12 protein-coding genes are annotated in these 15,063 nt (G+C 73.4%); 3 read left to right on the top strand and 9 right to left on the bottom strand.

The window, feature by feature from the left end; translation table 11 throughout:
• Window positions 1-23: 23 nt before the first annotated feature.
• Window positions 24-866: an RDD family protein gene (locus LL239_RS09770; protein WP_228163241.1), complete on the bottom strand. Its 843-nt coding sequence runs from the start codon at window positions 864-866 to the stop codon at window positions 24-26.
• A 16-nt stretch (window positions 867-882) separates the two neighbouring features.
• Between LL239_RS09770 and LL239_RS09765 the strand changes: the two genes are divergently transcribed.
• From LL239_RS09765 to katG, 3 genes are all read left to right on the top strand, one after another.
• Window positions 883-1,878: a stage II sporulation protein M gene (locus LL239_RS09765; RefSeq protein WP_228163240.1), complete on the top strand. Its 996-nt coding sequence runs from the start codon at window positions 883-885 to the stop codon at window positions 1,876-1,878.
• 70 nt (window positions 1,879-1,948) lie between these two features.
• Window positions 1,949-2,407 carry a Fur family transcriptional regulator gene (locus LL239_RS09760; RefSeq protein WP_228163239.1) on the top strand — a complete coding sequence of 153 codons (459 nt, stop codon included), beginning with the start codon at window positions 1,949-1,951 and terminating at the stop codon, window positions 2,405-2,407.
• Window positions 2,404-4,662 carry a catalase/peroxidase HPI gene (gene katG / locus LL239_RS09755; protein WP_228163238.1) on the top strand — a complete coding sequence of 753 codons (2,259 nt, stop codon included), beginning with the start codon at window positions 2,404-2,406 and terminating at the stop codon, window positions 4,660-4,662. Before LL239_RS09760 ends, katG begins: the two co-directional genes overlap by 4 nt.
• 197 nt (window positions 4,663-4,859) lie before the next feature.
• Here the strand turns inward: katG and LL239_RS09750 are convergent, their stop codons facing one another.
• The 8 genes from LL239_RS09750 to LL239_RS09715 all read right to left on the bottom strand — a co-directional run bounded on the left by LL239_RS09750 (window position 4,860) and on the right by LL239_RS09715 (window position 15,037).
• Window positions 4,860-5,819, bottom strand: a complete 960-nt coding sequence (locus LL239_RS09750; protein ID WP_228163237.1) for an NAD-dependent epimerase/dehydratase family protein — start codon at window positions 5,817-5,819, stop codon at window positions 4,860-4,862.
• Entirely contained in the window at window positions 5,816-8,476 is a 2,661-nt protein-coding gene (locus tag LL239_RS09745; RefSeq protein WP_228163236.1) for an alpha/beta fold hydrolase, read from the bottom strand. The genes LL239_RS09750 and LL239_RS09745 overlap by 4 nt, the downstream gene beginning before the upstream one ends.
• Complete coding sequence (locus LL239_RS09740; protein ID WP_228163278.1) at window positions 8,473-9,495, bottom strand: 3-oxoacyl-ACP synthase III; 1,023 nt, start codon at window positions 9,493-9,495, stop codon at window positions 8,473-8,475. The genes LL239_RS09745 and LL239_RS09740 overlap by 4 nt, the downstream gene beginning before the upstream one ends.
• 155 nt (window positions 9,496-9,650) lie before the next feature.
• On the bottom strand, window positions 9,651-10,952 hold the full coding sequence (locus LL239_RS09735; RefSeq protein WP_228163235.1) for a DUF58 domain-containing protein: 1,302 nt from the start codon (window positions 10,950-10,952) through the stop codon (window positions 9,651-9,653).
• Window positions 10,952-11,938 (bottom strand): AAA family ATPase, encoded by a 987-nt coding sequence (locus LL239_RS09730; RefSeq protein ID WP_228163234.1) that lies wholly within the window; start codon window positions 11,936-11,938, stop codon window positions 10,952-10,954. Before LL239_RS09730 ends, LL239_RS09735 begins: the two co-directional genes overlap by 1 nt.
• Window positions 11,935-13,101 carry a DUF4350 domain-containing protein gene (locus LL239_RS09725; protein ID WP_228163233.1) on the bottom strand — a complete coding sequence of 389 codons (1,167 nt, stop codon included), beginning with the start codon at window positions 13,099-13,101 and terminating at the stop codon, window positions 11,935-11,937. Before LL239_RS09725 ends, LL239_RS09730 begins: the two co-directional genes overlap by 4 nt.
• Window positions 13,098-13,769 (bottom strand): DUF4129 domain-containing protein, encoded by a 672-nt coding sequence (locus LL239_RS09720; RefSeq protein WP_228163232.1) that lies wholly within the window; start codon window positions 13,767-13,769, stop codon window positions 13,098-13,100. The genes LL239_RS09725 and LL239_RS09720 overlap by 4 nt, the downstream gene beginning before the upstream one ends.
• On the bottom strand, window positions 13,766-15,037 hold the full coding sequence (locus LL239_RS09715; RefSeq protein WP_228163231.1) for a glycerophosphoryl diester phosphodiesterase membrane domain-containing protein: 1,272 nt from the start codon (window positions 15,035-15,037) through the stop codon (window positions 13,766-13,768). Before LL239_RS09715 ends, LL239_RS09720 begins: the two co-directional genes overlap by 4 nt.
• Window positions 15,038-15,063: the final 26 nt, after the last annotated feature.

Genomic DNA, 15,063 nt, shown 5'->3' with positions numbered 1-15,063 from the left:
CCCGACGCGACGGGCGTCGCCGTTCAGTCGGGCTCGGTGAGCGCGGCCGCTCGCTCGTTCTCGAGCATCAGCGCCCGGTACTCCCGATCACGACGCGCGGCGGCCGCCGCGCGGACCAAGGTCTCGGGATCGACGGCGGGCAGTGGCGAGACATAGGGTCGCACGGCCTCGGCGAGCCCCGCGGCGACGCGCGCGCGGGCGGCCGGTTCGAGGGCGTCGGCACCGCGGACGAAGCGGGCCATCCGAGCGGCGAGCCGGTCGGGCAGGCGCGACACGTCCGCGACCGCGGCCCAGGCCTCCATCCCCGGCGGGATGCCGGGTGCCGCGGGAGGAAGGGGCCGGGTGCGCGTGCGCTCGGACGCCGTGCCCGCCAGCAGGTCTCCCAGGCGTTGCGCGCGCGGGGTGAACATCCCCACGATCGCAGCGATGCCGCCGAAGGTGAACCACAGCTCGAGCACCCCCACGAGGGCGCGGATGAACGCCTGGCGGAAGCCGGTCGCCCCACCGTCGACGCGCACGATGCGTCCGCCGACCGCCCACCGCCCGAGGCTGCGGCCCCGCGAGAGCGTCTCGACCGCGGTCGGGACGACCACCGTCACGGCCACCAGCAGCACGATCACGCCGATACGGAAGGCGCTGTCGGGGATGGTTCCGCCGGCCACGAGCGCCGTGAGCACCAGCGAGCCGGCCACCAGCAGCGCGATGCCCGCGAGCATGTCGATGAGGCATCCGACCGCCCGGAGGAAGAAGCCCAGCGGCTGCACGTCGAGCGCGACGGCCTCGCCGGTGAGCGTCTCGTCGGCCGCGGCGTGCACGCGCACCGTTCCCGGGGGCGGGACCGGCGAGGATGCCGCGGGGGATGCCATGCGTACAGTTGATCACATGGACCTCGACGCCCTCACGGCCGCACGCCGGCAGGAGTGGGCGCGGCTGGATGAGTTGGGCCGGACGCGCCGGCTGACCGGCCCGGAGATCGACGAGCTCGTTACGCGGTATCGGGCGGCCTCGGCCGACCTGGCGGACATCAAGACCTCGGCGGGGCGCACGCCGCAGGGCGACTACGTCTCGATCCTCCTGGCGCGTACCCGACTGCGACTGACGGGCGTCCGCGAGAACGTGCTGCGGCAGATGCCCCGGTTCTTCCTCCGGCAGCTTCCCGCCGCGCTGTACCGCGTGCGCTGGACGACGCTCGCCGTCGCGCTGGCCTTTGTCCTGGTGGCGACGCTCGTCGCGATGTGGATCTCGTCCGATCCGCAAGCCGTGGCGGCGCTCGGGGCACGCAGCCAGCTGCAGGAGTACGCCGACGAGCAGTTCGTCCAGTACTACCGCGAGAACCCCAACGCGATCTTCGCCGGCACGGTATGGACGAACAACGCGTGGATCGCGGCGCAGTGCGTGCTCTTCGGGGTCACGGGGTTCTGGCCCTTGATGATCCTGATGCAGAACGCCGTCGGCGTGGGCTCATCGGCGGCGATCATGATCGCCTTCGACCGAGCCGACGTGTTCTTCCAGTTCATCCTGCCCCACGGGCTTCTCGAGCTCACCGCGATCTTCGTCGCCGGGGCGGCCGGGCTGCACATCTTCTGGGCCTGGATCGCGCCGGGTCGGCGCACCCGTGCGGCGGCGCTCGCCGCGGAGGGACGCGCGCTGGCCACCGTGGCGGTGGGGCTCGTCTTCGCGCTCGGCCTCTCGGGGATGGTCGAGGGGTTCGTCACGCCCTCCACCCTGCCGTGGCAGGTGAAGATCGGGATCGGCGCGGTGGCCCTGGGCGTCTTCCTCGCCTACATGCTGGTCCTGGGGCGCCGCGCGACGCTCTCGGGTGAGACGGGGGATGTGACCGAGTACGAGGGCGGCACGCCGACGCTCACGTCGGGCTGAGGCATCCGCGATTTCCATTGTTCCCCGGCGCGTCATTTTTGATCTACTCAAAAGAAGCTAGGGTGGGACCATGCTCGACGATCGGACGGATGCCGTGGACGCGCTTCTGCGCGGCGCGGGGCTGCGGGTCACTGCGACCCGCGTCGCGGTCCTGGGGGCCTTGCGCTCCCGCCCGCACGCCACAGCCGACGACGTCTTCGACACCATCCGGGGCACTCTCCCGGGCACCAGCATGCAGTCGGTGTACAACGCCCTCGGCGACCTCGCCGATGCCGGGTTGGCGCGACGCATCGAGCCGGCCGGGCACCCCGGCATGTTCGAGCTGAGGGTCGGAGACAACCACCATCACGTCGTCTGCACCGGTTGCGGCCGGGTCGACGACGTGGACTGCGTCGTGGGGGCCGCACCGTGCCTCCACGTGCCGGAGGGGAGCGGTTTCCTGATCGAGACCGCCGAGGTGACGTTCTGGGGGATCTGCCCGGACTGTCGAGCGCACTCCGAAGCCGATGAACCGAGAGGATCCCGATGAGCGACGCTTTGAACGGGTGCCCCGTCTTCCACGACGGCGCCGCCCCCGACGACAACCGACTGCCAGTGGGCGAAGCCCCCGCCGACAGCGAGCCCGCAGGCGCCCTGCCCCACCCGACCCAGGGGTCGGCCAACCGTGTGTGGTGGCCCGAGTCCCTGAACGTGAAGATCCTCGCCAAGAACAACGCGCAGCGTGACCCGCTCGACGAGGGCTTCGACTATCGCGCCGCCTTCGAGGCCCTCGACCTCGCCGCCGTGAAGAAGGACATCCAGCAGGCGCTGACGACCTCGCAGGACTGGTGGCCCGCCGACTTCGGTCACTACGGCCCCCTCATCATCCGCATGGCCTGGCACAGCGCGGGCACGTACCGCGTGACCGACGGTCGCGGCGGCGCCGGTGCCGGTATGCAGCGATTCGCTCCGTTGAACAGCTGGCCCGACAACGTCAACCTCGACAAGGCCCGCCGTCTGCTGTGGCCGATCAAGAAGAAGTACGGCCAGTCGATCTCCTGGGCCGACCTGATGATCCTGGCCGGCAACGTCGCGCTCGAGGACATGGGCTTCCCCACGTTCGGCTTCGCCGGCGGCCGTGCGGACGTCTGGGAGCCCGATGACGACGTGTACTGGGGTCCCGAGACCACGTGGCTCGGCGACGAGCGCTACACGGGCAACCGCGAGCTGGAGAAGCCGCTCGCAGCCGTGCAGATGGGCCTCATCTACGTCAACCCCGAGGGCCCCAACGGCAACCCCGACCCGCAGCTGTCGGCGCACGACATCCGCGAGACGTTCGGCCGCATGGCCATGAACGACGAGGAGACCGTGGCGCTCATCGCCGGCGGCCACACCTTCGGCAAGACGCACGGCGCGGCCAGCGACAGCCACGTCGGCCCGAACCCCGAGGCCGGCGACATCGAGGACCAGGGCCTCGGCTGGAAGAACGACTTCGGCACGGGCAAGGGCGACGACACGATCACGAGCGGTCTCGAGGTCACGTGGACGTACCACCCCACCCGCTGGGACAACGAGTTCTTCCACATCCTCTTCGCGTACGAGTGGGAGCTGTTCCAGAGCCCCGCGGGCGCCCACCAGTGGCGTCCGAAGAACGGCGCCGGTGCCGACATGGTGCCGCTCGCGCACTCCGACGGACGCCGTGAGCCGCGCATGCTCACGAGCGACCTCGCGCTGCGCGTCGACCCCGCGTACGAGAAGATCTCGCGTCGCTTCGCCGAGGACCCGGCCGCGTTCCAGGACGCCTTCGCCCGCGCGTGGTTCAAGCTCACCCACCGCGACATGGGTCCGCGTGTGCGCTACCTCGGATCCGAGGTGCCGGCCGAGGTCCTCGACTGGCAGGACCCGGTGCCCGCCGTCGACCACCCGCTGATCGACGCCGCCGACGCGGCGGCGCTCAAGCAGCAGATCCTGGACAGCGGCCTGTCGGTGCAGCAGCTCGTCACCACGACGTGGGCCGCCGCCTCGACCTTCCGCGGCAGCGACAAGCGCGGCGGTGTCAACGGCGCGCGCATCCGCCTCGAGCCGCAGAAGAGCTGGACGGTCAACAACCCCGAGCAGCTGGCATCCGTGCTCTCGGTGCTCGAGAACGTCAAGGCCGAGTTCGACGCCCAGGCCGAGGGCGGTAAGAAGGTCTCGATCGCCGACCTGATCGTGCTCGCCGGCAACGCCGGCGTCGAGCAGGCCGCTCGCGCGGGCGGCGTCGAGGTCGAGGTGCCCTTCACGCCCGGCCGCACGGACGCGACGCAGGAGCAGACCGACGTCGACTCGTTCCGGTGGCTCGAGCCCGTGGCCGACGGCTTCCGCAACTACGCCTCGCGCGAGACGCGTCTGCCCGCCGAGTTCCTGCTGCTGGACAAGGCGAACCTGCTGACGCTCACCGCCCCCGAGATGACGGTGCTCGTCGGGGGCCTGCGGGCCATCGGCGCGAACTGGGACGGCTCGGACTGGGGCGTGTTCACGGCGACCCCGGGTGCGCTGACCAACGACGTGTTCGTCAACCTCCTCGACCTCGGTACGACGTGGAAGCCGCTGGATTCCGGCAAGCACGCCTTCCAGGGCACGAAGGACGGTTCGGGCGAGAAGGTCGGCATCGGTACCCGCGTCGACCTCGTGTTCTCCTCGAACTCCGAGTTGCGCGCCCTCGCCGAGGTGTACGCCTCCGACGACGCGAAGGAGAAGTTCGTCCGCGACTTCGTCGCGGCGTGGCGCAAGGTCACCGAGCTCGACCGGTTCGACCTGGTCTGAGTTGCGGCATCCGGAAGGCCCGTCCCCCGTGGGGCGGGCCTTCCGTCGTTCGACGTCGGCAGTGCCGGGGAATGTCCCACATCGTGCGGCCGTGCACGCGCGCGAGCAGCGGAAAGTGGGACATGCACCGCGACATGTGGGACGAGGGTCGTCGTGGTGGGCAGCTCTCCGAACGGATGGATGCCGAGAACGCCGCCTCAGGCGAGGGCGAGGCGGCGCAGGCCCTCGTCGATCGAGACGGCGGGCGTCCATCGCAGATCGCGGCGGATCTCGGTCTGATCGAACCAGTGCGCCGTCGAGAGCTGCTCGGCCAGGAACCGCGTCATGGGCGGCTCGTCCTGTCCGGGTCGCACGGCCCACACGCGCTCGACGAGCCCTCCCGCCGCCCTGGCGAGGCCGGCGGGAACGCTGAACCGCGGCGGGCGGACACCCGACGCGCGACAGATCCCGGCGAGCAGGTCGCCGACGGGGCGGGGTTCCCCGTTGGTGAGCACATACGCGCGGCCGCTGACCTCGTCCACGCGGGCGAGCGCCGCGACGATGCCGCTCGCGGCGTTGTCGACGTAGGTGGAGTCGATGAGCGCCGTGCCCCCGTTCAGCAGCGGCAGCCGTCTCCGCCGCGCGCGGTCGACGACGCGGGCGATGAGCTGCGTGTCGCCCGGACCCCACACCAGGTGCGGCCGGATCGCGACGAGAGAGAGCGCATCCCCGGCGCGCGAGAGCGCGAGGAGCTCGGCCTCGGCCTTGGTGCGGGCGTACTCGCCGCGTGCGCCGACGGGATCCGCGGGCTCCGCACCGACCCCGGCCAAGGCGTGCCCGGCGTGAGCGACGGACGGCGAGGACACGTGCACGACCCGCGAGACGTCGGCTGCGGCGGCAGCGTCCAGGAGCGTCCTCGTGCCCTCGACGTTGACGGCGTGGAACTCGGTCGGGTCGCCGGCGAGCGAGACCTTGGCCGCCAGGTGCACGACGGCGTCGACGCCGGCGAGGGCGGCGGCCGTGGCACCGGGATCGGTCACCGAGCCCAGACGGTCCTCGGCGCCGGGCACGCCCGAGGGACGCCGCTGCAGGGTGCGCACGTCGTGTCCGGCGGACTGTAGGGCGACGACGACCGCGCGTCCGAGGAAACCGGACGCGCCGGTGGCCAGGACTCTCACGGTGCCGTCGGCTTCGCGCCGGCGAGCACGCGCGCGGCCCACGCCGCAAGCCGCGAGCGGTCGATCTTGGAGTTGTGTCGGATGTCGGTGGGCAGCGTCGGCACGACGAGGACGGCCGCGATCCGCTGGTCCGTCGCCGCGCGCACGACCTCGGTGAGACCCGCGGATGCCACGCCCGCGCGCCGCACGCCGGGCTCGCGTTCGAGGACGACGACGACCACCTGACGTCCGACGGGCCCGACGCCGACGGCTGCGGCACGGGCGACGCCCGCGACGGCCTCGACGTCCTGCTCGATGCCGACGGGCGTGACCGGCCCCGCGGCGGTCGTGATGACGTGGGGGAGGCGTCCCTCGATCCACAGCCGTCCCGCCGCGTCGAGGTGCCCCACGTCGCCGGTGCGGTGCCAGCGGCCGCGGAGATCGCGGAGATCGCGGGTCGCCTCGCGGTCGGTGAGGAAGAGTCGGAAGTATCCGCGCTTGAGGTGGGGCGCGCTGAGGACGACCTCGCCGGTAATGCCGGCGTCCGTGGTGGGGGCACCGGTCGCGCGCCCGTCGGCGTCCAGCGCCGCGATCCGCACGCGTCCGCGGCCGATAGGGGCGCCCACGCACACCCCGCGGTCGCCCGAGGCCGCGGCATCCTCGATCTCCGGCAGCGTCACGTCGGCCACGAGCAGGCACTCGGTCATGCCGTAGGGGGTGTGCGCCGTCGCGTTCGGCATGAGGCGCTGCGCCTCGCGCAGGAGGGCTGTGCCCACCGGGGCTCCGGTGGACAGGAACGTGCGGACCCGTCCGAGCGCGGCGCGGTCGTCGGGGGAGAGTGCGCCGGCGGTCGCCACGACGTTGCGGACGGCGGCGGGGGAGAGGAACACGATCCGTGCGTCCGAGGCCCGCACGGCCGCCGCGACCGCCGCGGCCGTGAGGGTCCGCGGCGCCGACACGTCCATGTCGGGCGTCGCCGACCGCGTCCCCAGTGCCGGTCCGAGGAGCGCGAACGGGGCGAATCCGGTCACCAGCCCGGTGTCCGGACCCACGTCGAAGTGGGCGGCGAGGGCATCGCGCAGCGCGGACAGCTGCCGGTGCGTGTAGACCACGCCCTTCGCCGGTCCCGTCGACCCCGAGGTGAAGAGGATCGCGGCGTCGGCATCCGCCGGCGGCGGGGAGGGCAGGACCCTCCCGCGACCGGCGCGCGCGATGTCGGCGAGACTCGCTTCGACGCCGAGGGCGCGCATCGCCGCCGAAGGCAGAGCCGCGACCGAGAGACGGCGTCCCGGCCAGCCGAGGGCGCGCGCGGCGGCGAGCCCGGCGACTTCGCCGATCACCAGATCCGGAACCGCACCGCGGACCGCGCGGGACAGGCCCCGGATGCCGAGCCCCCGGTCGGCGACGACGACGACCGCACCGATGCGCAGGCACGCGTACAGCACGGCCGTGAGAGTGGGGCCCGGGGGCACCAGGAGCGAGACCCTGTCGCCGGCCCGGACACCCAGCGCGTCGAGACCGGCCGCGAGCTCATCGACGCGGGCCGCGAGCTGCCGCCAGCTCACCCGCAGCGGGGCCCCGCCGGAACGCGTCGCCATGTCGATGACCGCGACCTCGCCGTCGTCGCGTCGGGCCGACAGCGCCTCCCACAGGGGCGCCGGGGCGATGTCGTCGGTGTCGACCGTGTCGGCGGTGCGGACCGCCGGGGAGCCGACATCGGTCGCGACCTTCTCCGCCAACCAGTCGAGCACGGCCTCGGCGTAGGGACGCTCTTCCGCGACGAGATGCCCGGCGCCCTCGTAGCGGTGCACATCGGCGTGCGGCAGCCGGCGGACGAGGTCGTCGAGGTGTGCCTCGAGGAACACGGGGTCCTTCGGTCCGCGAAGCAGCAGGGCCGGGACCTCGAGGTCGCGCAGCCCGTCGGCCAGTCGCCGCAGCGCGGGTGTGCTCTCGTCGGCGGCTGTGGCGGGGATGTCCGCGACGAAGCCGCCGATGCCACGTCGCCGCGCGGCCGTGGAGTACGGGGCGCGGAAGGCCGCGCGCACCCCGGGGTCGAGGTCGGCCAGGGCGAGGGTGGTGTCGAGGAACGCCGTCGTGCCCGTCGTCCCCGCCGCCAGCACTCCGCGGGCCGTGGCGACCCGCAGCGGGAACGGCAGCGGTGCACCCTCGGCATGGTGCACGGCGGTGTTGAGGGCGATCACGCCGGCGAGACGCTCGCGGTTGTGCACCGCCCACCCCAACGAGACGGGGCCGCCCCAGTCGTGTCCGATGGTGACGATCGGGGTGCGGATGCCGAGCGCATCGACGAGACCGGCCAGGTCGGCGATCCGCTGCGCCAGCGATCGCCGCACCTCGGTGCGGTCGGAGAAGCCCATCTCCAGCTGGTCGACCGCGACCACGCGCCACGCGGGCTCGCCCGCCTCCGCGCGAACGAGGGAGGAGTTCACCAGCGCCCGCCACAGGTACGACCAGGTCGGATTGCCGTGGACGGCGATCACCGTGCCGATGGGATCGATGCCGCGCTGAGCGAGGGCGGTGCCGGTGTCGAGGACGTGCCACGTGCGCCGGGATCCGGCATCCGCCGCGGTGCCGTCGACCTCGATCAGTCGGGACAGGGCGGGGTCGAGCCCGGGGAGTCCGGGCGGGGGGAGGGTCGCGGACAGCTCCGTGACGGTCACCAGGCCAGCTCCAGCATCCCGGTGTTCAGCCCGGAGCCCACTCCCATCAGCAGGACGCGGTCGCCGCGGCGCAGGGTCTTCTGCTCGTCGGCCAGGGTGATCGGGATGGACGCGGGGCCGACGTTGCCCAGGTGCGGGTAGGTGACGGGGACGCGGCTGCGATCGAGCTTCGCGGCGCGGACGATCGCGGAGGTGTGCACCGATGAGACCTGGTGCGTGACGTAGCGGTCCATGCCGGTCCAGGAGAACTCGCCCTTGGCCTCCTTCCACGCGGACACGACGAGGTCGAGGCCGCCCTTGAGCAGCGCCTTTGCGTCGGTGAACATGCCGTCGACGCTGCCGACGCACAGGTCGTAGAACTGCGTCGCCGCGCGCGTGACACCGCCCACGATGCGGTGGCCCTCGGGATGGTCGCTCGCGCGTCCGAGGACCGCTGCGGCAGCGCCGGAGCCGAGCGTCAGCGACGCGAACTCCTGCATGAACGCGTCGCGGTCGAGGTCTTCCCGCACGAGCCGGTTGATCGTGTTGACCTGGATCTCGTCGGCATCCTCGCCGTTGACGATGAGGGCGTACTTGACCTGGCCGGACTGGATCATGCCCGCGGCCAGGCTCATGCCGTTGATGAAGCCGAGGCACGCGTTGGCGACGTCGAAGTTGATCGCGGAGCTCGGCAGCCCGAGGCCGTGGTGCAGCCGCACCGCCACCGAGGGCTCCAGGTGCTTGCGCGTGACGGAGGTGTTGATGATGAGGCCCACCTCGCTCGGGTCGACACCCGCCTCGGCCAGGGCCTGCTTGCCCGCGGCGATCGTGGCTTCGTCGGAGGACTCGCCCTCGGCCCAGTTGCGACGCTCCACCACGCCGGCGACCCGTCGAAGCAGACCCGGCTTCAGCCGCAGACGCGACAGCGCGGGGGCCAGCCGCTCCTCGATGTCGTCCGACGTGGTCACGCGGCTGGGCAGCACGCTGGCGACCGAGACGAGGGCCACGTCATCGAAGCGGGTGGTGGCGTTTCCTGGCAAGAGAGCTCCCGCATCCTGTGCGTAGACGGCCGAGCCGCGCGCGCGAAGGGACACGCCGGCGGCTGGAAGGGTATCCCCCAGGATAAGCCGCGACGTATACGACCGGGCGCATGGGGGAGGGTGTGCTACGGACACGGATGCCGGGGGCCGTCGTCTCAGAGGCGACCGGCCGCCTTCAGCGCGAGGTAGTGGTCGGCCACGAGCGGCGGCAGATCGTCGGCCGAGGCAGCGACGGCGTCTCCGCCCGCGCGCACGACGGCCGCCCGGACGCGGTCGGCGTCGGACCGCGCACGCTCGATGGCCGCGGCGGCGTACACGGCCGCGGCATCCTCGCGTTCGGGAACGTCGCCGGGACCGTCCGTGGCGGTCGCCACCAGGAGGCGGGAGCGCGCCGCCACGGCCGGCAGGGACGCGAGGAACGCGCGCGCGGCCTCGGGGTCGTCGGCGGCCGTGAGCAGCACCACCAGGGCCGGACGCTGCGTCAGGCCGCGCACCTGGGCGAAGGCGGCATCCCAGTCGGTGTCGATCAGCTGCGGCTCCACGGGTGCCATGGCGTCCACGAGGGCGGGCAGGAGCGGCGCGCCGTCGACGCGGGTGACGCGAGCCCGGGTCACCCGATCGAACATCAGAAGGTGCACGTGGTCGCCCGCCCGGGCCGCCAGGGCCGAGAGCAGCAGGGCCGCCTCCATGGCCGCGTCGAGTCGGGCGCCGTCGCCCACGCGCGCCGCCGCGGTACGCCCCGTGTCGATGACGATGACGACGTGCCGGTCGCGTTCGGGCCGCCAGGTGCGCAGCATCGTCGTGCCGGCCCGAGCGGTGGCGCGCCAGTCGATCGAGCGCACGTCGTCGCCGCGGACGTACTCGCGGAGGCTGTCGAACTCCGTGCCCGCGCCGCGCACCTGCACCGTCGTGTTGCCATCGAGTTCGCGCAGCCGCGCCAGCCGCGAGGGCAGGTGCCGTCGCGATGTGAACGGCGGGAGCACGCGCAGACGCGCGGGGATCGCCAGCAGGGTCTGCCGCCCGGCGAGGCGGAGCGGGCCCTCGGACCGGATGACGACGAACTCGCTGCGCAACTCGCCCCGGCGCCGGGGCAGCAGCGGGAGCGACGCGGCTCGCCGTTCGCCGGGAGGGACGACCAGACGCAGTCGCTCCGTGGGCGCCCCCGCGGTGGGCTGCCACGCGTCGCGTACGCGCGCGCGCAGCGTGCGACGACCGAGATTGCGCACGCTCAGCTCGGCCGCCACCGGCTGGTCCCGCAGCGCCCGTTCGGGCAGGCGCCGCGAGATCTCGAGCGTCCGGGCGTCCGCGGCGAGGAGGACGTCGGCCGCGCCCAGCACCGCGCACAGCAGCACCCACACGCCGGCCACGGCCCAGGGGCCGGCGCCTGCCGCCGTGAAGAGGATCAGCGGGACGACCCCCAGCGCGACGAGCAGGGCCAGACGGCCGGTGACGTACATCAGAGCGGGACGCGGGTCTGCTGCAGGACCGAGGTGAGGACGGCATCCACCGAGACACCCTCGATCTCGGCCTCGGGGCGCAGGCGGATGCGGTGTCGCCACACCGGCACGAGCATCGTCTGGACGTGATCGGGCGTGATCGCGGGGTAGCCGCCGAGCCACGCCCAGGCCTTGGCCGCCGCGAGCAGCCCCGTCGAGGCACGGGGACTCACCCCGAGCAGCACCGAGGGGCTCTGTCGCGTCGCGCGGGCGAGGTCGACGACGTAGCCGAGCACGTCGTCGGCGACCGCGACGGATGCCGCCGCACGCTGCGCCGCCAGGATCTCGGTCGGCGTGATGACGGCATCCATCCCCGCCTCGCCGAGGCGCCGCGGGTCGAACCCGCCGGCGTGCCGGCGCAGGACGTCGACCTCGGCATCGCGTCCGGGCAGGTCCACCACGAGCTTCAGCAGGAAGCGGTCGAGCTGGGCCTCGGGGAGCGTGTAGGTGCCCTCGTGCTCGACGGGGTTCTGGGTGGCGGCGACGAGGAACGGGTCGGGGAGGACCCGGCTCACGCCGTCCGAGGAGACCTGGCGTTCCTCCATGGCCTCGAGGAGCGCCGCCTGCGTCTTGGGGGGTGTCCGGTTGATCTCGTCGGCGAGCAGCACGTGCGTGAACACCGGACCGGCGCGGAACTCGAACTCGCCCGAGCGGGCGTCGTAGACCAACGAGCCCGTGACGTCGCCGGGCATGAGGTCGGGCGTGAACTGCACGCGCCGCGTGTCGAGACCCAGAGCGCGGCTGAACGAGCGGACGAGCAGCGTCTTGGCGACACCCGGGACGCCCTCCAGCAGTACGTGTCCGCGGGCGAGCAGCGCGATGAGGAGGCCGGTGACGGTGCCGTCCTGTCCGACCACGGCCTTGCCGACCTCGGTGCGCACCCGATGCATCGCCTGCCGCAGGTCGGCGTCGTCGGGGAGGGGAGAGCCGAGAGGACTGTCGGTCATCGGGGGGTCCTTTCCGTTCGGAGGGTCGCGCGCACGCTCGTCTCGAGATCGCGAAGGCGATCGCTGGCCGCGACGAGATCGCGGTCCGTGCGGGGGAGATCGTCGATCAGGATGCCGTGCACCACCGCGCGATCGGCGCCGAGCCGTTCGGCCACGGCGTCGGCGATGTGCTCGGGCGGGGTGCGGGGGGACAGGCCGAGCAGACGCACGAGACGGCGGCGGGTGGCCCGCCGAAGCTCGTCGAGCGCGTGTGCGGCGTCTCGCGAGGCGGCATAGAGGCGGGCGCGGCCCTCGGTGGTCTCGCTCGCCCGTACCGTGACGGGCAGACGCTCGGCGACCAGCGGACCGAAGCGCCGCCCGCGCCAGAGGGCGGCGGTGAGGCCGGCGAGCAGCAGCAGCACCAGGGCCGGCGTCACCCAGGCCGGGGTGAGATCCCCGATCGTGGGTGCCGCGACACCGGTGTCGGCATCCGCTGGGGACGGCACGTACCAGACCAGTGTGGGGGACCGGCCCAGAAGACCGACGGCGAGCGCGGCGTTGCCGTCGAGGGGGAGGGCGCGGTTGGTGACGACCGACAGGCCGTCGACCGCCGTCACGGTCGCCTCGCCGTCGCCCCACGCGAGGACACCGAATCCGTCGTCCGCGGGGTAGCAGCCGGCCACGTCCGCCCCCGGGGTGAAGAGCTGGCCGATCCGGGTGGGGCCGGCCGCGCGTGCGACCGGCAGATCGCACGCGCCGTCCACGGCGCGGTCTTCGGCGACCCCCGCGAGCGAGGAACCGCGCACCAGGACGTCGAGGCTGCGGGAGCGCGGCTCGATCAGCACGGTGTCGCGCGCCTTCGCCCCGAGTCTGCGCAGGGTGCCGTCGGAGAGCATCGGTGCGTCGCGCATGACGAGGGTCCCCCGATCGGCGGCGAGCTCGCGCTCGGCGGCGGCGAGGTCGCGTGCGACGACGACGCGCACGCCCTGCTGCTCGAGCAGGCGCACGAGGGCGCGCGTCCCGTCCGGCGCCGGTGACTCCGGATCGAGGGTGTCGCGCGGGGTCCACCCGCCGAACACGAGCGTCGTGCCCAGAAGCGCCACGATTGCGAGTGCGGCGACGAGGGCGATCCACCCGGCGGCGGCGCTCCGGCGGCGAGGGGGCGACGCGGTGACAGCGGTCACGGGGCGACCGCCGGGGCACCCGGAAGCACGACCCGGGCGCGCACGGATGTGTCGTCGAGACGGGCGACGAGACCGTACGTCTCGGCGGTACCGGGACGGCCGAGGTAGCGCACGTCGTCGAAGACGCCGGCGCCCTCGGCGGCGGGACCGGCGAGCCCGGGCAGGGCTTCACCGACGGATCGGGAGAACGCGCGCGCGGTGGCCCCCGGTGGAGGATCGACGATGCCGCGCTCGGTGAGACCGCGCGCGAACGCGCGGAAGCGCAGCACGACCGCGTCGTCCCAGGCGCCGTGTTCGGCGGCCGCTGCAGCGTCCGCGCGCAGCTCGTCGGCGGAGCGTTCGTCGTCGTCGTCGAACAGCGCCCGCGCCGCGGGCCGTGCCCGGACGACGCCGCGGGGCCGTCCCCAGATGAGCACTCCCACGACGATGGCCGCGACGACGATCACGGCCAGGACGACGAAGGCCCACGGCCCCCAGTCACCCGAGGCGGGGGCCGTGAGGAGCCCCTCGAGGAAGTCGCGCACGGCACGGGCCGCGCGGTCGAACGCGGTCGGCTCGGCGGCGCGGTAGATCGGATCGGCGAGCTCGCGCTGGGCCCGGTCCCGCGCCTCGTCGGCGTCGGGGAGCAGCGGCACGAAGCCCGGCCGAGACCACAGCAGGGGGTTCACGATCCCCGGGGCGGGCTGCCGGGTGCGGCCCACACGGTCGGGTCGGGCGGCGTCGGCGGTGCCGCCTGCGCGGGCGCGGCCGGTGCGGGCCAGTCCTGCGCGGGCGGTGCGGGCGAGGCCGGTGACGGCGCGGCGCCGGCCGGGGGCCACTCCGGCGCGGGCGCCGCGGGGGCGGGCCAGACCGGCGCGGCCGCGCCGACGGCGCCCGCCCACGCCGGGGCGGGCGCAACGGTGCGGCCGGCTCCCACCCGGAAGGGGTCGGGCAGCGCCGACGCGCCGGAGTCGCGCGCCTCGACGTAGGCGGACAGGTCGTGGTCCAGACCCTCGACACGCATGCGGGCGTCGACGTACACCAGGACGGCGGAGGTCGACTGCACCACCACGGCGACGCACTGCACGAGCAGAATGCCGATCTGTCCGACGAGCTGGATCACGACGAAGGCGACCAGAGTGCCGGGGCCGTCCGCTCCGGTGGGCGCGACGATCGTCGAGATCCCGCCGGACAGCAGGCTGAGAGGGATCGAGATGACCTGCGCGACGAAGCCGAACGCGAGCGAGATGATCACGATCACGCCGAACGTGGACCAGAACCGCCGACGGGTCAGCACCCACGAGCGGACGATGGCCCGGCGGATGCCGACGCCCTCGAGGATCATCGCGGAGGGGACGAGGAAGAGCTTCGTGGCCAGCCACAGGTAGAGGGGAATGAGTCCGAGGGCGAACAGCACTCCCGCGACGATCCCGAGGGGAAGGGACGCCAGGCCCAGGAGCACGGCGATCCCTCCGAGCACGGCCAGGACCACCGTCGCGGCGACCAGCGTCAGCAGCGCGTATCCGACGAGCCGGAGGAACACCGGGCGCACGCGACGCCAGGCATCGCGCAGTGTGGGCTTCTCGGCGACCACCGCGGACGCCACCTCGGCGACGACGACCGCTTGCACCAGCACGCTCAGCGTTCCGGCCAGGGCCCCCAGCACGAGGGCCGCGACTCCCGTGAGGGCGATGGACCCGGCGAGCACGGCGTCGAACTCGTCGCTGCCCTCGACGAGGGTGTCCAGCCGCGCGAAGCTGGCGATCGCCACCGCGGCGAGCGCCGCGGTCACGACGAGGTAGGCCACCGTCTGCACGACGAGGGCGAAACCGAGCAGCACGCGCGGGTTGTGGCGCAGAGCCACGAAGGAGCGGCCGAGGATGGTGCCGAAGCCGTACGGGTGCAGGGGCACGATCCCGGCGCGCGAGGCCGGCGTCCAGGCGGGGTACGCGGTCACGATGGCGCCTCCTCGGCGGTGGGCTG

It is taken from the genome of Microbacterium testaceum (assembly GCF_020781835.1).
GTDB lineage: Bacteria > Actinomycetota > Actinomycetes > Actinomycetales > Microbacteriaceae > Microbacterium > Microbacterium testaceum_H.
Note: the sequence above shows the minus strand (reverse complement) of the source record. Positions and strands in the feature narration are given on the sequence as shown.

Excerpts from the sequence above, each read along its gene's own strand:
- katG (WP_228163238.1), top strand. The coding sequence starts at position 2,404 with ATGAGCGACGCTTTGAACGGGTGCCCCGTCTTCCACGACGGCGCCGCC.
- LL239_RS09735 (WP_228163235.1), bottom strand. The coding sequence starts at position 10,952 with ATGTACGTCACCGGCCGTCTGGCCCTGCTCGTCGCGCTGGGGGTCGTC.
- LL239_RS09760 (WP_228163239.1), top strand. The coding sequence starts at position 1,949 with ATGCTCGACGATCGGACGGATGCCGTGGACGCGCTTCTGCGCGGCGCG.
- LL239_RS09765 (WP_228163240.1), top strand. The coding sequence starts at position 883 with ATGGACCTCGACGCCCTCACGGCCGCACGCCGGCAGGAGTGGGCGCGG.
- LL239_RS09730 (WP_228163234.1), bottom strand. The coding sequence starts at position 11,938 with ATGACCGACAGTCCTCTCGGCTCTCCCCTCCCCGACGACGCCGACCTG.
- LL239_RS09770 (WP_228163241.1), bottom strand. The coding sequence starts at position 866 with ATGGCATCCCCCGCGGCATCCTCGCCGGTCCCGCCCCCGGGAACGGTG.